This window comes from Flavobacterium tiangeerense (assembly GCF_007830355.1).
Classification (GTDB): Bacteria; Bacteroidota; Bacteroidia; order Flavobacteriales; family Flavobacteriaceae; genus Flavobacterium; species Flavobacterium tiangeerense.
In genome coordinates this window covers 1-22,061 of the sequence record NZ_VLKO01000016.1, presented here as the reverse complement: position 1 = coordinate 22,061, position 22,061 = coordinate 1, and the positions used below count along the sequence as shown (strand labels likewise).

Below are 22,061 nucleotides of genomic sequence, written 5' to 3'. Positions count from 1 at the left end.
AAATGAAATTAATTTTATTAGATTTTTATCCATTCATTGAAAAAGAAACACCTGTCAAAAAGTATTTTGTCATTTTGTAATTTTTGATATTGCTTTTTTTCAATTAAGGTATAGACGTTCGGGCAATTAATTTTCAGATAACGTTTTAATTCGGTAAAATCTTCTTCTCTAAAATTCGCAGTTCTCAACTCCTCTATCGGCGGTGTAAAACCTTTTTTAGTTGCAGTAAAATATTTTAAACCAAACAATTTAAAAAAGTCAAGTTTTAAAAATAATTTAGAACTAAAAGGTGTAAATAAAAATACAACAGGAATCTTCTTTACTTTTCTAATGAGATTTTCATCCATAAAAGGTGAACGAACCTCTACAGCTGAAAACATGGATGCTCTGTCAATTTTCACAAGATATTTTTCAGGCCAATTATAGAAATCTCGATCATATGCGATAATCCCTTTTAAGAATGATTTTGATCTTACAATTGAATCATTAAAATTCTTATTTATTATTGAAGCTGCAAAAGGCGTTATAATACCGTGATTTTTTAAATAATTTGATTCAAATTCTTTTTTGCTTCCACCAATTATTGTTTTGACACTCTCAGGTAAGAATCCGATATTACGAAAAAGTTTAAAAATGTTAAAAAACAAAAATAAAACGAATTTTTTATAATAATGAGGATATCCATAAAATAACTCATCACCGCCATCACCAGTCAAAACTACTTTATATTTCTTGGATACTTCCTTGAAAATAGCGATGGATGGAATCCCACTATAATCAGCAAATGGTTCTTCATAAACAGAATAATAATCCTTAAAGGCACTATTTAACTCTTCTACAGGCAAAACAAACCTATTAAGTTTAATACCATTTCTTTTAGCTAAATATTCTGCCCATTTTTTTTCACTAAGCTTTATATCATCAAAATCTACAAAATAAGCTTCAGTATTAGGCTTTAACACATTAATTATAGACGTTACAATTGTACTGTCTATACCTCCACTCATTAGTGTCGTAACTGGAACATCACTCAGTAATCTTTTTTCTACAGCGAAATAAATCAATTCTTTTACTGACAATTTATTCATACTGCTTTTAGGTTTAAATATTGATTTATTAACATTTATCAAATTACAGATCTCATTTTTAATTTCAAAGTGATAGATAGATCCTGGTTCAACTTTTGAAATGTTTTCAATAATCGTATAGTGCTTAGGTATAAAACCTAATGCAAAATATAACTCAATTCCTTCTGAATTCAATTTAGCACGTTCAGAAAGAATGGAAACACTATTTAAACTAGAACCAAAAAAAACAGGCTCACCCGGTAAATGACTAATATATAATGGCTTCTTACCTAGTCGATCTCTACTAATTATCAATTTAGATCCGTCATTGATGCCCACTGCCCACATGCCTTCAAATAAATCAAAACAATCTTCACCATACTCACAGTAGGCTGCACAAAGAACTTCTGTATCTGAATTTGTATGAAATACATACCCCTTTTCAAGTAATTCAATTTTAATGGATAAATAATTATAAATTTCTCCGTTAAATGTTACAAGAATATTTCTATTCTTATGAGTATAACTAAAAGGCTGGTTTGATCGCTGTTCTAAATCCAGTATTGATAAACGAGTGTGTCCAAAATATACAAAATTATTTTTTACTACATCCTGATTGTCAGGACCTCTTTTAAAAATTTCCTTTAAGGCAAGTACCATTTTTTCTCCCGAAATATTCAGGCTAGTTGTTCCCAGAATTCCACACATTATTTATTTAAATTATAAATTTCTAAAAGAAAATCGAAGGTTTTTTCGGAAGTATTAACCCAGCTATATTTTTTAACCTCTTCAAGATTATTAAATGCCATTGAATCATTGTTTGAAACATTCAATATTAATTTTTCTAAAGCTGATTGAATTGAATTTATGTCATATGAATCAAAATAATATCCATTGTTTTTTAAAAACTCAGGCATTGGTTCTTTATTACTGCAGGCTATTGGAGTTCCCGAAGCCATTGATTCAATCAATGTATTAGGCATGTTTTCGCAAGTAGATGCGAAGATAATACCATTTGATTGTCTATAATATTTATCAATTTCATCATATTTTACATGTCCATGATTTTTAATAAATATGTTATTAACATCAACTTCTCTAGTTGCTTTGGCTAATTTCTCTCCAGCTGGTGTAAAAGAAACATTACCGATAAGATGCAATTCCACTGGATAACCCAAACTTCTAATGTTTGCAATTGCTCTCACCACATTCCATTGATGTTTATACATATGAACAGGTGAGACATAAATAAATTTAAATGGATTATCAAATGTAAATTCTGAAATTAATTTATGCATTTTTAATGGTTGAGAAAACCGTTGAGAAACACCGTGATTAATTACTTCAGTTGTTTTTCCTTCAAGATTTAATGTATTATTAATATACTCTTTTGCATACTGAGAAATGAAAATTATTCCATCCGAATTCTTAAAGGATTTTTTTTGTTTTTGATAATTCAACCAAAATCTTATCACTTCTTTAGGCTGTTTTATTTCTAACCAAATTGCTCTTTCATAAAGGAGCATGTTGCGAGAGATTCCAACCAATGGTTTAAATGTACCAACGTAGTCTCCCGTTATAGACAACAACAAATCGCATCTTGAATTAATTTCTTTATCGTACTTTGTAAGTTGAAAAAAAACGCGAGACAGTAGTCCTTTATTGAATTCGGGAAATGTTACTTTCTCCAGTTTATCAAAATTTTTAATTTCATTTAGTACCTTCTGGGATGCAAAAACAATAATTGATGTTATGCAATCTTTATATTTTTCTTCATTAAAATTAAATAAAATTTCTTTAAGATGAGTTATTCCTCCTCCTCCTCCAACATTAGATGCGTCTATACCTATATTCATTTCAATAACTATTACTTTGTCACACAAAAATTCAAATACTCTTGTGCTATTTTTTTTGTACTCAAACTGTTAGAAACTTTACGTGCTTCTAAGCCAATTTTATTCCTTAAAAAATCATCACCCATTAATTTTTGAACAACATCCTTAAATGCTGTTATATCATGAAGTGGTATTAAATAACCATTTATATTATCTTGTAAAACATCTCTTGGTCCTGCATCACAATCAAAACTAACACATGCTAAGCCAGCAACCATTGCTTCAATCAATGCATTAGGAAAACCCTCTGATATTGAAGTAAAAGCAAAAATAGAAGATCTATTTAACCATTCTTCAACATTTTTAACTGAACCCATTAAAAATACATTTTCATTAAGATTTAAATCATCAATTTGTTGCTGCAACACTTCTCTTAACGGTCCATCTCCCAATATTATAAGTTTCCATTGCTCATGCTTTAAATGAGACATTACTTCTATTAAATAATGCTGTCCTTTTTCAGGAACTAATCTTCCAACATTCAATATGATTTTTTCCTTTTTAAAATTTGAAATAGAGCTGAAATTTTTTATCGGATTAGGAATAACTTTTATGTTGCTATTCTTAGTTTTAGAAAACAAAATTTCTTTCGCTAAACTTGTTTGAGCAATTATACCTTTTGCATTTCTGTAAAGGAGTTTCCTTAATATTTCAATTTCTTTTGGGATTATTTCTTTGGGATTATTCCTGTCGGAAACAAATATATTGACATTTAAAAAAAATGATGCAATCAAGGTAAGAACATTGTACTTGTCCATAAAACTTAGGACAAAATCAGGATTATTACATTTAATAAGATTTCTAAGGCGAAGTAAAAGGTTTAAAGAATCAACAAATTTAACAAACTTCTTACCTTCATTGTCAAATGCTAAATCAATTAACTCAACATTGGAATCAAGTTTGTAAAATCGGGTACTTTTCACTAATAGAACTAGTAGTACGTGATGCCCAGTATTAGCCCATTCATTTGCTAATTCAGACATGACACGCTCTGCACCACCTTGAGATAAGGTAGGTAATACTAAAATTATTTTCTTCATTTAATCAATTAATTCCATGAAATTTATGTATTCTTTATCTAAAATTGTTATAAGAAAAAGTGAGTCCGCATTAACAATACTTTTAACAATGTTGTCCTTTGTGTAAATAATATTGATAAATAAATTAATGCTAAATAAAAAACAAAAGAAGTACAATGTTTTCTTTTTATTTTCAACGCTTAGTTCATAGATAAATAAGAATATAAAAAATAAAACGAGGACCAAACCATACCTAAAAAAAATTGTAGGTACTGAATAAAAAACATTCATTGATGCCGCTAAAAGTAAAATTATAGATCTAAAGACGCTATCACTTTTATAAATAACTAAATATGCATAAATAGTAAAAATAACTATTAACGTAAAATAAAAAACAAATAAAGTAAATGTAGACCCTATAGAAAGTGTATTTGATAAAAAATCATCGCCTTCTAGATATGCACTTCCCTTTGTTTGTAAACCATTTTGAAACCCAATACTATCAAAAAATGAAAATATAAAAGATTTAGGAATAATAAAAAACAAAAACGAAACGAAGAAAAATATTTTATATAATTTAGTTTTATTTGGGAAATATTTTAATAAGAAAAATATTGGAATGTAAATTAATGTGCTAAAGTGAATAAAAATAGCTAAAATAAGAAATATATACGAAGCCTTTTTGTTTAATATTATACCTTGATAAAATGCCAGTAAAACAAATGCTACCGCAAACATAAAACGTATTCCAGAAAGCATATCAGTATAGGGTAAAGAAAACAAAAATAACACTAACACTACAAGGCTAAACTTTTTAGGTATATTTTCATATAATTTACTAAAAATAAAAACAAGTATACCCATTGTTATAATTCCAACTATCGCAAAAACGAATTGGGCATTAATACCCATTTTAGATGCAAAAAAAATCATTGATTGAAATATAAAATCCTGATTCTGTGCATAATAGAAATAAAAAAGCTCTAAAAAAGAACTATACTTATACATCTCGTAGATTTCAAAATAACGAGTTTTATCATTCGAATAATTAGGAATGTACAAATAGCTTACTATACCAAATAAGAAAGCCAACAAAGCTAAACTGATTTTTGAACGTTTGACTATTCCATATATAATGCTAGGTATAGACAAGAATGGAGAAACAATAAATAATACTAAATTAAACAAATCAATCCGCTGCTTCATGAAAAAAATTTTAATTTCATTTTCTATTTTTTTATAAATTTATATATCGTAAAAAATTAATTAGTTCTTTTAACCAAAAATTTAAAACCTTAATTCAAAGATAATGATCGTGAATTTTAATTTAAATCTTCTAAATTACTAATATTCTTAACTTGTTTACCTCGAACAATAATTACATCAGTAATACTTTAAGCTGAAACGACTCTTTCAATGATATTATTTCCATGTTACACCTGTCATATTCATTACTCAATTACGCGTGGATAAACTGTCAGTCCTAAAAATTCACAAAAACAATCAAAATCACGGTATCTATTTATTCATTTTAAGCCCTACTATATGCGGCAAAACAAACTTTATTTGTAATCTGAACATAACACCTAATTGCAATTAAATAGGGTAGTGAGCATCAAAATTTCTTGTTGCTATTGAAGAATACATTCTAACTGTGATAATAACATGGATTTAATCTTAATCATCAACCCAAAATATTTTTTAAACTAAAAGATATTTTAACTCAATTTAAATTCTTCATACCACTTAGCAAGAACAAATAATTTCCAAATATTAAATGAATAATCATATTGGCAAGTCATGTGCAGATGCATTTGTTTTTTAAATTTCAAGATATCTAAATTTGGAACTGACTTTAAAAAATCATCATTCAAAGCGTCCTCAATTTGTTCTTTTAGTTCCTTTCTTATCCATTCTCCTAAGGGTATTGAGAATCCTTTTTTGGGCAAATTAAAAACTTCTTCTGGTATGTATTTTGACAATATATCTTTTGTGATTCTCTTTTTCAATCCTTTTTTATATCGATATTCAATAGGAAGTGAACGTGCAAATTCTATAACTCTAAAATCCAAAAAAGGACTTCTAATTTCCATAGCATATGCCATACTGGATCTATCTACTTTAACATTACTATCATTTTCTAACCAAAGCTTTATGTTCAAGTCTGCCATTCTTTGAATGGAATCAGAAGACCAAATTTTATAGCCGTTATAATTTTTAAACCAACTTGTTTCTTTTATTACTTGAAGTGTTTCGAAACCATTAAACGTATTCCAAGCAAAGTCATCATCGTTTTTTGTTTGTAAAACCCCTTTTAGGGTTTCAGGACGTCCACCCAAAATTTTATATAAATCAAAGTTTGCTGCAAAATTTCTTATTCTTTGCGGAATAAAACGAATGTTATTGAATGTTTTTAACTTATCAAAATGCTCATATCCTAAAAAACTTTCATCACCACCATCACCAGACAAAGCTACAGTAACATATTGCTTTGTTACAGAATTTAATAACAAGGAAGGTAGTGCTGAACTATCCGCAAACGGCTCATCGAACACCTCAACCATTTTTTCTAGCATATTTATAGCATCATTTGGTCCACAAATGGTTTCGGTGTGGTTTGATCCTATAATTTGTGAGAACTGTTTTGCTACCTTACTTTCATCATATTTTGGATCTTCAAAACCAATGGTAAAAGTATTAATGGGAGCATCCGAAATTTCCGAAGCTATTGCCGAAACTAATGCTGAATCTACACCACCTGAAAGAAATGATCCTAATGGAACATCGGCCTGCATTCGGATTTTTACAGCGTCAATTAATAATTCATGCAATTCTTTTTTAGCTTCATCATAAGAAATATCTCTTATAATTACTTGTTTTAAATTCCAAAAAGAAGTGATTAATTTTGTTCCTTTGTTTAAATCTATCTCCATAAAATTTCCTGGAGATAATTTGAAGATATTTTCAATAATGGAATAAGGGCTAGGAACATATCCACAATCTAAATAGATGGAAACTGCCTCTCTAGAAACTTTACTTTCTGAATTAATCAATGGACGAAGTTGACTGGAAATCTCAAATTTGCCATCTTTCCAATAGTAGAAAAATGGTTTTACGCCTAATCTATCTCTTGCACAAAAAACAATATCTTTATCAGTATCATATATTGCAAAGGCAAACATACCGTTAAGTTTTGCTAGCAAATCCTTGCCCCATTCTAAATATCCTTTAACAAGAACTTCGGTATCACTGGTGGTTTCAAAATTGTAGTTAAGAGCTAAAAGTTCCTTCTTAATGTCTTCAAAATTGTATATTTCCCCATTAAAAGTAATCCTCAAATGATTGTAACTATAAGGCTGATTGGATCTTGAATCTAAATCTAATATAGAAAGTCGTAGATGCCCCATTGAAACTGTTCCAATTCTTTCATATCCAAGATTATCAGGGCCTCTAAAAGAAATGGATTCCAGTTTATCAATTACTTCCTCCTCTTTAAAAGGAATATTTGTTATATAAATACCACACATAATTTTATCTATTTAAAATTAGTGATTTTAAATTCCTTAATATTCGAAGATTAAAAAAATCAATTTTCATAGCCTTTGAAGTTTGGTTTAAACCTAATTTAGTATTACCTATAATTAAGTTGTAATTTGCTAAAGCAAATAAAATAGATGCATATACTTTAATATTGTATTTTTTTAAATCATCCCCATATTCATCTAGCATTATATTTGATCCTTCTATAGCATTCTCATAAAATTTTAAAGATTTTTCTTTCTGTCTAGTTATACCATCAACATCTAAATTATAAATTCTTACAATTGATTTGCCATAAAACAACTTTTCCTTTTTTGATAACGCTATCCAACTTAAAGATTCGTGTGCCTTAACCCTTTCGTCATAAAAAAATCCCTTTAAAACGATTTCTCTGTTTATTGTTACAACCCATTCTCCACAGTCAGATATTTGCGATAAATACATTTTATAATCAGCAATTGTACTAGCTAATTTCATGTTACTTACGATACTCCCATCAATATATTTAACTGGAAATCTAAAATAATTAATCATCGGATTTGCTTCAACTGTAAGAATCATATTTTGCAGTGCATCAAAAGTGAACTCGTCATCACTATCTAAAAATGTTATCCAATCAGAATCATTGGCAACGTTTTTCAATCCGATATTTCTTGCGACATTAACTCCTGCATTACTAATTGATTTGATCACTCTAATACGTGAATCGTTAGAATATTTTTTTAAAATATCGAGAGTTGAATCTGTGGATCCATCATCAATAATGATCATCTCAAAATTTTGATAACTTTGATTCAATATTGATTCAACAGCTCTTTCTATGGTTAGTGCTCTATTGTATGTTGGAGTAATTATACTAAATTTCATTTTTTACATTTTTGTGATAATTTTCATCATCACAATTACTAATATTTTTGAAAAAATTTTAACAAATAAGTTTTTGCTATTAGTGTAATAATAAACCCTATTTATCATTTTTCTAAAAGTAATTATACTATTAAAACGATATTCTGTATGGGCATTAATATTATTTAAAAAGCACTCCCCTTTATTTCTTAAATTTACATAATCTGGGTTAAAACTAATACTATTCACATTCAATCTGTAAATTGAGAACAAATCTTTATGATATTTTATTTTACCTTCTTTCCCAGTTTTTATTATGACTAAGGATTGATCACCAGCATGAACTTTATGGAGCCACTCTGGAAAATCTTCACTAGAATTCCTAAATACAAAAGATGAAGTTTGTGAAAAAGGATTTTTCAAATAATCTCTTAAAGTGTAGGTTTCACTTTTATTGGGATCTACATGTTCTTTTACTCTTCTAATTTCACCAGTTTTCTCAATAAGCATATCAACCCTACCCATTGAGAACGTATAATCTGGATTTGATTCTAGAAAGTCTACTTGCTTTTGTAACTTTAATGGATCTATCCAATAATCATCTCCTTCGCATATAGCAATATATTTTCCCTTTGCTTGATTTAGGGCAAAATTATTATTAGCAATCATCCCAATATTTTTTTTATGTGCTATATATTTTATCCATGAAGCTTTTTTATGAGTTTTTAACATCTCTACTACAATATTATCAGTATCATCAGGCGAGCAATCATTCGCTATAATTAATTCTATTTCATAGTCACATTCTTGCATCATAACACTATTTATTGCTTCTTCAATAAAATTTTCATGACCGTAGGTTATCATGATTACACTAACATTGGGCTTAATCATTAATTAAAATTTACTTTGCTTCAACATTTAAATTACTTAAATTTTAAACTATTGATAAAATTTGAATAAATACATTTATCCTACTATTTTTCTTTTCTCCAAAATCACTAATTTTAGATATAGTTAATTCAAGACGAGACATTTTTATTCAAAAATTATAATATTAAATTTGATTTTGTACGAATTATTATTTTAATGTTGCTAAAAATTCTTGTTCAAGATCTAATAATTTTCTACTACGTCTCATTAATTTTTTTGCAGGATTTCCTTTGTAAATATAAAATTCATCGCAGTTTTCATAAACTAAACTTAGAGCACCTATAACAGCACCAATATTTATTGTTATACCTGGCAGTAAAACTGCTCCACTTCCAATTAAAACATGTTTTGAAATTAAAACATCTGCATGTGTTACACCAGTAAATTTTGATGGTATTGTCGGATTTGACATATATTCACCAAAATAATCATCATTACTAGAATAAACTGCTACCCTTGACGATATTCCAACAAAATCCTGAAGTGTAATTTTACCATCTCCTTGCAATGATGAAAAAATTGCTAAATGGACGAAATTTCCAATTTCTATACCACCTAAACCAGCTGACAATACGCAAAAGTCGTCAATTCTTACATTGTTACCAATTGAAATTCTAGATATACCATAAAAGCTTGTTTTTCTGCTAATTAATACATTATCCCCAATAAACTTAAATCCCAAATTAGCTAGTTCTTCAATACTGTAAAATGACTCCATAATTAATGTATTTGATTTTTATATTGTTCCATTATCTACATGAATATTTTGCCCCGTAATAGACTTAGCTTTGTTAGAAACCAAAAACAATATAGTTTCAGCAACTGAATTTAAATCGACTGGTTTTTTCAAAGACGTTCTTTGATATATACGGTTTTTCTGGTTATCAGAAAGTGCAGAACTCATTTCTGTTTCCATAAAGCCCGCTACTAAGCAATTAGAACGCACTCCTATTTCACCCCATTCTCTGGCTGTATTTTTTGAAAATGCTTCCAATGCACCTTTTGTAGATGCATACATAGACAATCCTTTGTAACCAGTATGAACACTTATTGATGATAAATGCACGATACTACAACTTTCCTTGTGAATCAACATTTGTCTAATAACAAATTTTGTTAACATCATTGGAGCAAAAACATTTACTCTATACATTTTTTCTAACAAATCTAGATTAAGATTTGTTATGATATCATCATACGCAATTGCAGCATTATTAACTAGTCCATGAATAGGAGTATTCAAACCAATCCAATCTTTAAAAATTATTTGTCTTATTCTTTCAATATCTCCTAAATCATACTGTAACCATTTAAGTTCATTTGGATATTTAAGCATTAATTCGTTTAATTCTTCTGTTTTAGTTCTGCTTATACCATACACTGTACACCCATTTTTCAATAATAATTCAGATGTTTCAAGGCCTAATCCTTTTGATATTCCAGTTATTAATATATTCATAATTAATCTCTTTTTATTTTTCCTGTTCTTGTTGTTGAAAGTTCATTGACAAAACGAATCATTCTAGGAATTTTATACTCTTGTATTTTTAATTGCAATAGGGTTCGGATTGAAGATTCACTTATTTGATTATTATCGCGAACAACATCACAACAAATTATATTCCCCAAAACAGAATTACTTTTGGAATAAACACGTACATCTTTAATTCCGTGCACTGATAAAATAGCTTCTTCTACTTCAAGAGGATTAACCTTGTAACCACCCACATTAATTATGTCACTTTTACGAGTAACAAAACGAAATTTAAGTGGATTTTCTGTAATAATCTCTAACACATCACCTGTATTATACCAATCTTGAGTAATTAGGTCTGAACTTCCCATCAAACTATTATGAATCAATAGCTCTTCATTTACAACTTGAATTAAATGCATCAATTCTGGTTTAATACTGAAAACATCGTTTTCCGATGCAAAAAGAGTACCAGCCTCAGTTGAGGCGTAAACATTAGTGATTCTAGCATTTGGGAAAATTTCTGAAAGCTGGCTTATCGTTTTTTCATTAAATTTTTCCCCACCTGAAGTAATTCTAATAATTGATGGAAATTTATCCTCACTTGGTAACATCATTCTGTAAAATGTTGGAGTAGCCGAAATATGTGTTATCCGATTTTCATCTATATCTTTAAAAATTGAGATAGGCATTAAGCCAAAAAGCCTAACTATTCCGTTTCCATTTAGTAATGCTTGGAAAAAAACCTGAATGCCTGCCATATGGGTAGGGTTGTATGCAAAACCCCAAATATTATCTTTGTTTATTTCGTCCAATTTCACAAATCTAGTAATTGATTTGTAATTATGGCAAACTTTCTTAGGCATACCTGTTGTTCCAGAGGTAAACAATGTTATTTTCCACTCATCACAAGTGTTTTTTATTTTTTGAATAAGATCTGATTTATCTGCCAACAATAAAGCATTTTTTTTCTCAATTAATTGAGTAAACCCATCAAATTCAGCAAAACCAGTAAGATTAATTAATTCATTGTCTGAAAAATCCGAGTCAAGTAGAATGACTTCCTTACCTATTAACAATGATATTATTATACATTTAAATACTTGGTAATAGTTATCAGATTTGCAATATGGATTGTATACTAAAGTGCTATTGATATCATTTACTAAAAAATCCCAGTTGATATTAAGATCTAACTCACTATCTTTTAAAAAAAAATCCATTACTTACGATTTAATTTTTCGAAGATTTCACCTATTGTGTTAACTATTCCTTCTTCAAAAATATCAATATCATATTCAGCTTCAATCCTAACAGTTAATTCTGCTAAATCAAGCGAGTCAAATCCAATATCATATCGAAGATTCATGTCAGGACGAAGAGAAGTCAGTTTCTCATTTGTCCTATTTTCAAGCACTGTGTTAATAATTTCTAAAAGCTTCGTTTCCATTTATTATTTTTTTTATTACTTTTTATATTTATTATTGATAGTGAAATATTGTAAGAATTTAAAATATCTCTTTATTTTAGTTCTAAATTATTATAATTTTTTCGAATTGTTTTGTATAATTTAAAATTTGACATTATGTGTATATAACTTTAAGTTAAATTACTATTTAATCTTAATTATTTTGTATTCTCATTAACAACCTACAAATTAAATCAACTTCTTCCATAGATAAATCTGGATATAGTGGTAAGCACATTACACATTTAGCAATGGCATCTGTAATTTCAAAATTTTTAGGTTCCAAATAAGGAAGTGTATTGGCTAAAGAAGGATAAAAATAACGACGTGTAAAAATTTCATGTGCCTTTAAAAAATCCATTGCTTTTAACATCGCTTCTTCAGATTGAAAAATAATCGGATAATATGCGTAATTATTTTCCGATTGTTTGTGCCAAATTTGTTTTCTACTACGATGATTTAAAAGCTTTTCACTAAACCTTTCGGTAATAGTTTTTCGTTTATTGCGAATTATATCAATATGATTCAAATTTACCAATCCCATAGCCGCATGAAACTCAGAATTTTTACCATTAATTCCTAATTCAATAAAAGCATCAGGACCATTAAATCCAAAATTTCTAATAAATGCAAGCTTCTTTAATAAGTTAGGGTCTTGTGTAAAAACCAAGCCTCCTTCAATACTATGATATAATTTAGTGGCATGAAGACTACAAGTAGCAATATCTCCATACTCAAAAATAGATTTTCCGTTGACTTCAACTCCAAAAGCGTGTGCTCCGTCATAAATTACTTTTAAATTATGCTTTTTAGCAATTGCATCAATTGTAACAACATCGCACGGATTACCATATACATGGGTAGCTATTATGGCAGTAGTATGTGGAGTAATCGCTGCTTCAATTTTACAAGGATCAATATTTAAACTTTCCTTGTCAATATCAACAAAAATAGGATTACAACCTTCCCAAACAATGGAGCTTGTAGTGGCAACAAAGGAAAAAGGTGTAGTAATAACATCGCCTTTTAAGTCTAATGCTTTTATGGCCATTTGCAAAGCAACAGTACCATTTGTAACAAACAACAGATGATTTACATTTAAAAATTCTTTCAATCGCATTTCTAACTCACTAGACAAAGGCCCCATGTTAGTAAGCCAATTGCGTTGCCAAATGCCTGTTAAATATTTTTGATAATCTTCTTGTGGTGGCAAAAATGGTTTTGTTACTGGTATCATTTATATTTTTTTATACTTTAGAAAAAAGATTTTTTATATTGTGTATGCTTTCATATTTAAACAACCATGCTAAAAAAAAGTAAATGGCTGTCCCAAAAAAACTTCCTGTAAATAATCTGGTAAAATTGTTATAATCCTCAATTAAACTATCTGTAAAATAAATAAAAATCCCCATACAAAGCGAAAAAAAGAAAATCGGTAAAATATCTTTCAGTTGACTCCACATTTTATAATTCAGCATTGCACCTGCATAGTGGGTATTAATTAACAATGCAATAATCGAAAAGAGCAACTGTCCCCATAGCAAGGCATAAAACCCAAAGAAAAAAGATATTATTAGTATTATTGACAATAATACTTTCTTAAAAACCTCAAGCTTAAAAAACAAATCACTTCTGCCTTTTACCTGCAGTACTAACAAATTATATAAATGTAAAGGATACAAAATTCCTGTAAAACAAATAATTTGAAAAATAGGAACAATAGGCAACCATTTTTCTGTAAATAAAAAAACTACCAACGGTTTAGCAAGTAATGCCATAATTACAATTACTGGAGTAATTATAAACAATACAATTTGCATAATTTGTCTATAAGCATTTCTAAATCTTGGAATATCATCTTGGACTTTCGCAAATAATGGAAATACAACTTTATTTAAGGCACTAGAAACATTACCAACAGGAAGCATCATCAAAGTGTTTGCCCTTGAATAATAACCAACTTGAGCTGCACTGTAAAACCTACCTATTATGATTTGATAAATATTTGTAAAAACTGTATCTAATATAGAAGATAAAGTCATTTTATATCCATAACGAAAATGAAACTTAAATAAAGTCTTATCAAATAATAATTTAGGAAACCAACTGGATGATACCCATAGAAATAATGATGTAAAAAAAGCATTTACCAATGCAGAATACACTAAAGCCCATACACCATAATTGTAATGTGCTAAGGTTAAACCAACGAAACTCCCTAAAAGTAAAGCGGGTAAAGTTACAAGGGCCTGCTTTTTAAATTGTAGTTCTCTGGTCAGAATTGTGTTTTGCACAGTCCCGAAGGCAGAGAAAATAAATGTTAAACTATAAATCCTAGTAATTGAAGTTAATTCAGGTTGATGATAAAAATCAGCAATAAAAGGAGCAGCAAGATATAGCAAAAAGTAAATTAAAATGCTTCCAATTAAATTAAATATAAATACCGTTGAATAATCAACTGCTGTAACTTCTTTTGTTCTAATCAATGAACTTGTCAAACCTCCTTCAAATAGAGCATTTCCAATACCAATAAAAATAGCTAGCATTCCAATCAAACCAAATACTTCAGGAAGTAAAAGGCGAGCAAGAAAGATAGAAACCCCAAAGGATAACAATTGGCTTCCAAATTGCTGCGAATAAGACCAAATCATACCAGAAATTGCTTGTTTTCTTAAGGACATTTCTTTTTATTTTAAGCTATAAATCTGTTTAAATTTATTACTGTTCTAGCGATTACTTATGTTTATTGTATTTATAAATTGCTATTTTTAAAGAGCAATTTAAAATTTCAGCTTTCACTTTTATCAAGTATTGTTACTTGTTGCGGTACTAATAGTTTGTAGTTTTATTACACAAAATCAATGAATCATATCTTAAACATTTTATAAAAAGCCATAAAACGAATGGTTTAAGATATTTTTTATTGAATGAGCTTACCATCTTTTTATAACTTACCGTCAACAGTAATGTTCAAAATACCTTTAACATCATACAAAATGCTATTATCATTTTGCAATGAAGACAAATCTAAATCTAAAAATTCTTTATGTGCTACCCCTAATACAAGTGTATCAAATTTTTGATTGGGCAAAGTTGAAGTGGTTTCTAATCCATACTCATGTTTCACCTCTTTTGGATTGGCCCAAGGATCGTAAATAGTAACCCTAATTCCATAATCAGCTAAAGACCCAATTACATCTACAATTTTAGTATTGCGTACATCAGGACAGTTTTCTTTAAAAGTAATTCCTAACATTAACAGATTAGCTCCATTAATGGTAATTCCTTTTTTGATCATCAACTTAACCACTTGCGAGGCTACATACTCTCCCATACTGTCATTTAAACGGCGTCCAGCCAAAATTATCTCTGGATGATACCCCATTTCTTGTGCTTTTTGTGCCAAATAATAGGGATCTACACCAATGCAATGTCCACCAACTAATCCTGGTTTGAACGGTAGAAAATTCCATTTAGTTCCTGCTGCTTCCAAAACAGCATGCGTATCAATATCCATTAAGTTGAATATTTTTGCCAGTTCATTTACAAAAGCAATATTGATATCACGTTGGGAGTTTTCGATTACTTTGGCGGCTTCTGCTACTTTTATGGTGGGTGCCAAATGCGTGCCCGCCGTAATCACACTTTTATATAAATCGTTTACTTTCTTCCCTATTTCACGAGTCGATCCTGCCGTGACTTTCAATATTTTTTCTACAGTATGTTCTTTATCTCCAGGATTGATTCGTTCAGGCGAATAACCTGCAAAAAAGTCTACATTGAATTTCAATCCTGATATTTTTTCTAAGACCGGCACACATTCATCTTCGGTTACTCCCGGATAAACCGTAGATTCATAAATAACGATATCTCCTTTTTTCAAAACTTTTGCAACCGTTTCGCTTGATTTGTATAATGGTGTCAAATCCGGACGATTGTTTTTATCTACCGGAGTAGGAACAGTAATAATATAATAATTACAATCAGAAATATCACTTAACGTAGAGGTGCACAATAATCCTTTTTCATTATCGATGAAATCGTTTATTAATACTTGTTGCAATACTTCATCAGAAACTTCCAAAGTGCTGTCCGTACCCGAGCGCAAGCCGTTAATTCTGCTTTGATTGATATCAAATCCTACAACAGGATATTTTGTAGCAAACAATCTTGCTAAAGGGAGTCCAACATAGCCTAAACCTATAACTGCAATTTTCATACTCATTTTATGTGTTGATTTGGTTATTCGATGATTCGAATTTATAATTTTATTAATTTAAATTGATTGATGTAACTAGTTTGTAATTAAGGTTCTCTTGAGTCCAACTTGTTTGTCCCAAAGTATCTGTAAAAAAATTGAGACAAGTAAATAATTTGAATTAAAACGGATCTCGATTAATTCTATGATTCGTTTAACTCCACTAGAAAAACTGGAACACACTTTTTTTAATGATTACATCAAACGTTATTTCAAATTTTCCCAATACCAATTAACGGCCTGTTCCAATCCTTGTTGCATTGAAAAATCTGGATTATAACCCAATAATTGTTTCGCTTTATCGATACTGGCCAAAGAGTGCGGTATATCTCCGGCTCTATTTGGTCCGTATATTGTCTTAATATCTGCAATCGCAGGATCAAAAACGGATAGGTATTTTTTTAACGAAGTCATTAGGTCGTTCAATGTTGTTCGGTCCCCAAATGCTGTATTGTACACCGTGTTCAGAGCTGCCGGATTTTCAGTTACCATCGCTAATACATTCATTTGAATCACATTATCGATATAAGTGAAATCTCTTGAATAATTACCCTCACCATTAATTACAGGATTCTCATGCGCCATCAATTGCATTACAAACTTTGGGATTACCGCAGCATAAGCACCGTTAGGATCTTGTTTCCTGCCAAATACATTGAAATAACGCAATCCAATTGTATCTAAACCATAGGTTCTCTGAAAAATATCTGCATATAATTCATTAACGTATTTTGTGATAGCATAAGGTGACAATGGTTTACCAATCGTATGTTCAACTTTTGGTAAGGCTTCAGAATCTCCATAGGTGGAAGAACTTGCAGCATAGATAAAGCGTTTCACTTTGGCATCCCTTGCCGCAACTAGCATGTTCAAAAATCCTGAAACATTAACATCGTTACTAGTAATGGGATCATTAATCGATCGAGGAACAGAACCCAAAGCTGCTTCGTGTAGAATATAATCAACTCCTTGGGCTGCTTTGTGACAATCAGCAAGATTGCGGATATCTCCAACTATTAATGTAAAATTAGGATTTGTCAATAAATGCTGTATGTTCTGGGTTCTGCCTGTAGCAAAATTATCAAGACACACCACTTTATTATTAAATTCTAACAAATGTTCACATAAGTTCGAACCGATAAAACCGGCACCACCTGTCACTAAAATTGTTTTATTTTCTATTTGTAGCATAAGTTTATTTTATAGCATTCTTTTCGCCAAACGCAACAAATACTGACCGTACTCATTTTTACTCAATGGCGTTGCTTGCTGAATTAATTTTTCTTTAGAAATATATCCCTTTTCAAAAGCTATTTCTTCTAAACAGGCTACTTTAAGCCCTTGTCTTTTTTCAATAGTTTGTATAAAATTGCTAGCTTCAAGTAAGGATTCATGAGTACCCGTATCTAACCAGGCATACCCACGCCCCATCAACTCTACTTTTAAATCTTGTGAAGCCAAATAAACTTGATTGACTGTAGTAATCTCCAGCTCACCACGGTCACTAGGTTTGATTTTCTTGGCTATACCTACCACAGAATTAGGATAAAAATACAATCCTACTACAGCATAATTACTTTTGGGTACTTTTGGTTTTTCTTCAATACTGACTACGTTACCGGTACCATCAAACTCGGCCACACCATACCGATCCGGATCTTGTACATAATATCCAAAAACAGTGGCTTTGTTGTCAACAGAGACATTTGCAACCGCTGTTTGTAATAAAGAAGTTAACCCTTGGCCATAAAAAATATTGTCTCCTAAAATCAAACAAACTGGATCGGTACCGATAAAATCAGCTCCTATAATAAAAGCTTGTGCCAATCCATCTGGACTAGGTTGTTCCGCATACTGAATGGAAATCCCAAAATCACTTCCATCTCCCAAGAGGTTTTGAAAATGAGGTAGATCCTGAGGGGTGGAAATCAACAAAACTTCGGTAATCCCCGCCAACATCAATACCGACAACGGATAATACACCATTGGTTTGTCATAGATGGGCATTAACTGCTTGGATATCGACTTCGTTAACGGATACAACCGGGTTCCAGACCCGCCTGCCAATATGATTCCTTTCATATTTTTTTAGTATTAGATAACATTTACTTGATTAATTGCTCTATGCATTTTTCAAGACTATCTCTATAATGAGGTATGGTGATACCAAAGGTATTTTTTATTTTTGCAGTATTTAATAAAGAGTAGGCTGGCCTTTTGGCTGGTGTGGGATAGGATGCTGATGAAATTCCAAAAAGTTCACATTTTCTTCCGGCTATTTCTTTGATGTCTATAGCAAACTCAAACCAACTGATGATTCCTTCATTAGAATAATGATAGGTTCCCGGTTGCCATTCTTCAGTATTGATAATATGCAGTATCCCTTCGGCAAGATCTTTAGCGTAGGTAGGACTTCCTATTTGGTCTTGAACCACATTCAAACGATCCCGCTCTTGCATCAAGCGCAACATAGTTTTGACAAAATTAGCTCCAAATTGAGAGTATACCCAAGAAGTTCTTATAATAATCGTCTCTGGATTGGCATCTATTGCCGCTATTTCCCCTTTGAGTTTTGATTTCCCGTACTCGTTTTGCGGATTGGTCGCATCTTCTTCTTTCAATGGAAATACTGCTGTACCCTCGAATACATAATCTGTGGAAACATGCAAAAATTGCGCCTTATGCTCAAAACTCCATTCGGCCAAAATACACACGGCTAGGTGGTTGATGGCATCTGCTATTTCGGGCTCTTGCTCTGCTTGGTCTACAGCGGTATAAGCAGCACAATTGATGATACAATCGGGTTTAATGTCTTCAAGAAATCCAACAATACTTTCTGTCTGCTCTAAGTTTAATTGCGAGCGGTCAGGAAATACAAATTCATACTGAGACAACCCCATCGCCAAAACCTTCAATTCACTACCTAATTGTCCAGTGCCTCCTGTGATGAGTATCTTTTTCATCCTTTATTTCAAATCCTTAAAAGTACCTAAAACACGGTCTTTATCCGACACTATTGCCTCAGCTGCATTTACCTGCCAGTTGATGGCTAAATTGGGATCATTATATTGGATTCCGCTTTCACTTTCTTTATGGTAGACTTCATCTACTTTGTAAGAGACTATGGCATTCGCACTTAATACAGAAAAACCATGTGCAAAACCCTTAGGAATCAGCACTTGCTTTTTATTTTCGGCTGACAATTGAATGCTAAAATGCTGCCCATAGGTTGCCGAATCTTTCCTAAGGTCTACCGCCACATCTAAAATTTCGCCTTGCATCACCCGTACCAACTTTGCTTGCGCATAGGGTGCTTTTTGAAAGTGCAGTCCGCGGATCACGCCTTTTTTTGAAAACGATTGATTATCTTGTATGAATGCGTAAGATAATCCATTCTTTACAAATGACGCCTCACTGTACGATTCAAAAAAATAACCTCTTTCATCCTCAAAAATAGTGGGAGTCAATACTAAAAGATCTTTGATGAATGTGGTTTCGACTGTCATTATTTAATTACTATATACTTGATCTTGCTCTCGCAATATTATATTTTTTTATCTTCTTTTACATGAATTTGCTTGTGATGGTTTTGCTACTTTTTAAAGCTTAACGATGCACTACGATTCGTATTGTTTTTGATAATAGGTAGCATAATTGCCAGAAGTCACATTTTTCAGCCATTCTTCATTGCACAAATACCAATCTATGGTGCGCTCTAATCCTTGTTCGAAAGTTACGGAAGGTTTCCACCCCAACTCCGTATTTATTTTAGAGGCATCTATAGCGTAACGTAAATCATGACCTGGACGGTCTTTCACGTATGTAATCAGCTTTTCAGAAGTACCATTTGGTCGCCCTAATTTAAGATCCATCTGCTGACACAGCAATTTGACTAAATCAATGTTCTTCCATTCGTTAAAACCTCCTATGTTGTAGGTTTCGTGATTTTTACCTTCGTGAAAAACCAAATCGATTGCTACCGCATGATCTTCTACAAAAAGCCAATCACGGGTGTAATTACCGTCTCCATATACGGGCAAGGCTTTGTTGTTGATGATATTGTTAATAAACAACGGAATCAACTTTTCTGGAAAATGAAACGGCCCGTAGTTGTTCGAACAATTGGTTAATACATACGGTAATCCGTAAGTTTCACCATAGGCACGCACAAAATGATCGGAACTGGCTTTTGATGCTGAATAGGGTGAATTAGGATCATAGGCTGTAGTCTCAGTAAACAAGCCCGTTGCCCCTAAAGAACCGTAAACCTCATCGGTACTAATGTGGTAAAAACGCTTGCCTTCGCTGTTGTTTTTCCACAATTCCTTACACGCATTTAAGAGATTCATAGTTCCAATTACATTGGTTTTCACAAACGCTAAAGGATCTTTAATGGAGCGGTCCACATGAGACTCCGCTGCCAAATGGACTACCGCATCAAATTGATACTGTTGAAACAAATTATCCACAAAAGCAGCATCTACAATATCCCCTTTTACAAAAGTATAATTGACGTGATTCTCAATATCTTTGATGTTTTCTAGATTCCCAGCATACGTCAAAGCATCTAGATTTACGATTGTGTATTTAGGGTATTTAGTCACAAAACGCCGTACCACATGCGATCCTATAAATCCTGCTCCTCCAGTAATTAGTAATTTCATAACGCTATAAATATAATCTTTTTATGTCTCATAAAATTTGAATGTATGAGGATTGGTCTAGTCTATTTTTCATAAGATCTATTGGCATTTGTTTATAAAATGCTGGCTACTTCCCCATAAAAAAAACACTAAACAATCTAAAACGCGACTAGTAAACATGGCTTCGCCATTGCAAGTCCCAATTGAGATTGCTTTTGTACTAGTTTCGGCAAATTTATAGTAAATTATCCAACAAAGTGACGTTTAAAACGTAAAATTAAATTTAGCAACACAAATTTAACGTTATAAATTTCAATGTTTTTTCTTGCATATTTTAAATAAATTGTTAATATAAGCACGATTTCATTTCAGTATTACTTCTAAACAAACTGCGGACCTTCTTTTAAAAAAAAATCAAATAATACCACAGTCAAAAGTTAAACGTAAAAGGTCAAAGGGCCTAAGGCACTAAATATCTAAGGAACTGAGATTCTTAGTTAAATTTCTAAATAGTTTACCATTAGCAAATAGCTTTCAGTTTTAAAAAACACTCCTCCAAAAACGAATTCGGAAAAACCGCCCTTAAATTAAAAACGTCAAAAAACAACGAATAAGAGGAGTAGCAGCAGTCCGCGAGTTGAGGCTGAAGAAGAAAAGTCAAAAGTCAAAGGTCGAAAGTCAAAAGAGACAGTACTTGGTAATTAGTTCAAAGTTTAAACAATAACTTCTATGCAAATCAATTCAGAAAAACTGCCCTTAAATTAAAATCGTAAAAAAACAACGAAAAAACGGAGTGGCAACAGTCCGCGAGATGAGGATGAACAAGGAAAGTCTAAAGTCAAAGGACGAAAGTCAAAAGGGACACTACTTGGTAATTAGTTCAAAGTTTAAACAATAACTCCTATGAAAATCAATTCA

Annotated in this window: 19 protein-coding genes; all 19 read right to left on the bottom strand. The window is 31.1% G+C overall.

Annotation, left to right across the window (positions count from 1 at the left end; all coding sequences use genetic code 11):
- Positions 1-17: 17 nt before the first annotated feature.
- The 19 genes from asnB (IQ05_RS14945) to rfbB all read right to left on the bottom strand — a co-directional run bounded on the left by asnB (IQ05_RS14945) (position 18) and on the right by rfbB (position 21,164).
- On the bottom strand, positions 18-1,775 hold the full coding sequence (asnB, locus tag IQ05_RS14945; protein ID WP_144894267.1) for an asparagine synthase (glutamine-hydrolyzing): 1,758 nt from the start codon (positions 1,773-1,775) through the stop codon (positions 18-20).
- Positions 1,775-2,923, bottom strand: coding sequence for a glycosyltransferase (locus IQ05_RS14940; protein WP_144894266.1), 1,149 nt, complete (start codon positions 2,921-2,923; stop codon positions 1,775-1,777). The genes asnB (IQ05_RS14945) and IQ05_RS14940 overlap by 1 nt, the downstream gene beginning before the upstream one ends.
- A gap of 11 nt (positions 2,924-2,934) precedes the next feature.
- The gene (locus tag IQ05_RS14935; protein WP_144894265.1) at positions 2,935-4,002 is read right to left on the bottom strand and encodes a glycosyltransferase family 4 protein; all 1,068 of its coding nucleotides are present in this window, start codon (positions 4,000-4,002) and stop codon (positions 2,935-2,937) included.
- Entirely contained in the window at positions 4,003-5,187 is a 1,185-nt protein-coding gene (locus tag IQ05_RS14930) for an EpsG family protein (protein ID WP_144894264.1), read from the bottom strand.
- Between the two features lie 512 nt (positions 5,188-5,699).
- Complete coding sequence (gene asnB, locus IQ05_RS14925; protein WP_144894263.1) at positions 5,700-7,508, bottom strand: asparagine synthase (glutamine-hydrolyzing); 1,809 nt, start codon at positions 7,506-7,508, stop codon at positions 5,700-5,702.
- Between the two features lie 4 nt (positions 7,509-7,512).
- A complete protein-coding gene (locus tag IQ05_RS14920; RefSeq protein WP_144894262.1) occupies positions 7,513-8,388 on the bottom strand; it encodes a glycosyltransferase family 2 protein in 876 nt (291 codons plus the stop codon).
- Between the two features lie 3 nt (positions 8,389-8,391).
- Entirely contained in the window at positions 8,392-9,261 is an 870-nt protein-coding gene (locus IQ05_RS14915) for a glycosyltransferase family 2 protein (protein ID WP_144894261.1), read from the bottom strand.
- 187 nt (positions 9,262-9,448) lie between these two features.
- The gene (locus tag IQ05_RS14910) at positions 9,449-10,018 is read right to left on the bottom strand and encodes an acyltransferase (protein WP_144894260.1); all 570 of its coding nucleotides are present in this window, start codon (positions 10,016-10,018) and stop codon (positions 9,449-9,451) included.
- 18 nt (positions 10,019-10,036) lie between these two features.
- The gene (locus IQ05_RS14905; protein ID WP_144894259.1) at positions 10,037-10,759 is read right to left on the bottom strand and encodes an SDR family oxidoreductase; all 723 of its coding nucleotides are present in this window, start codon (positions 10,757-10,759) and stop codon (positions 10,037-10,039) included.
- Between the two features lie 2 nt (positions 10,760-10,761).
- On the bottom strand, positions 10,762-11,997 hold the full coding sequence (locus tag IQ05_RS14900) for an ANL family adenylate-forming protein (protein ID WP_144894258.1): 1,236 nt from the start codon (positions 11,995-11,997) through the stop codon (positions 10,762-10,764).
- Positions 11,997-12,224, bottom strand: a complete 228-nt coding sequence (locus IQ05_RS14895) for an acyl carrier protein (protein ID WP_144894257.1) — start codon at positions 12,222-12,224, stop codon at positions 11,997-11,999. The genes IQ05_RS14900 and IQ05_RS14895 overlap by 1 nt, the downstream gene beginning before the upstream one ends.
- A gap of 172 nt (positions 12,225-12,396) precedes the next feature.
- The gene (locus IQ05_RS14890; RefSeq protein ID WP_144894256.1) at positions 12,397-13,479 is read right to left on the bottom strand and encodes a DegT/DnrJ/EryC1/StrS family aminotransferase; all 1,083 of its coding nucleotides are present in this window, start codon (positions 13,477-13,479) and stop codon (positions 12,397-12,399) included.
- Between the two features lie 10 nt (positions 13,480-13,489).
- The gene (locus IQ05_RS14885) at positions 13,490-14,923 is read right to left on the bottom strand and encodes a lipopolysaccharide biosynthesis protein (RefSeq protein WP_144894255.1); all 1,434 of its coding nucleotides are present in this window, start codon (positions 14,921-14,923) and stop codon (positions 13,490-13,492) included.
- 263 nt (positions 14,924-15,186) lie between these two features.
- Positions 15,187-16,467, bottom strand: coding sequence for a nucleotide sugar dehydrogenase (locus IQ05_RS14880; protein ID WP_167496951.1), 1,281 nt, complete (start codon positions 16,465-16,467; stop codon positions 15,187-15,189).
- A 240-nt stretch (positions 16,468-16,707) separates the two neighbouring features.
- A complete protein-coding gene (locus tag IQ05_RS14875) occupies positions 16,708-17,691 on the bottom strand; it encodes an SDR family oxidoreductase (RefSeq protein WP_144894253.1) in 984 nt (327 codons plus the stop codon).
- A gap of 9 nt (positions 17,692-17,700) precedes the next feature.
- Complete coding sequence (gene rfbA, locus IQ05_RS14870; RefSeq protein ID WP_144894252.1) at positions 17,701-18,582, bottom strand: glucose-1-phosphate thymidylyltransferase RfbA; 882 nt, start codon at positions 18,580-18,582, stop codon at positions 17,701-17,703.
- A gap of 23 nt (positions 18,583-18,605) precedes the next feature.
- Positions 18,606-19,463, bottom strand: a complete 858-nt coding sequence (rfbD, locus tag IQ05_RS14865; protein WP_144894251.1) for a dTDP-4-dehydrorhamnose reductase — start codon at positions 19,461-19,463, stop codon at positions 18,606-18,608.
- A gap of 3 nt (positions 19,464-19,466) precedes the next feature.
- Positions 19,467-20,006 carry a dTDP-4-dehydrorhamnose 3,5-epimerase gene (gene rfbC / locus IQ05_RS14860; protein ID WP_144894250.1) on the bottom strand — a complete coding sequence of 180 codons (540 nt, stop codon included), beginning with the start codon at positions 20,004-20,006 and terminating at the stop codon, positions 19,467-19,469.
- Positions 20,007-20,117: 111 nt separating this feature from the next.
- The gene (gene rfbB, locus IQ05_RS14855) at positions 20,118-21,164 is read right to left on the bottom strand and encodes a dTDP-glucose 4,6-dehydratase (protein WP_144894249.1); all 1,047 of its coding nucleotides are present in this window, start codon (positions 21,162-21,164) and stop codon (positions 20,118-20,120) included.
- Positions 21,165-22,061: the final 897 nt, after the last annotated feature.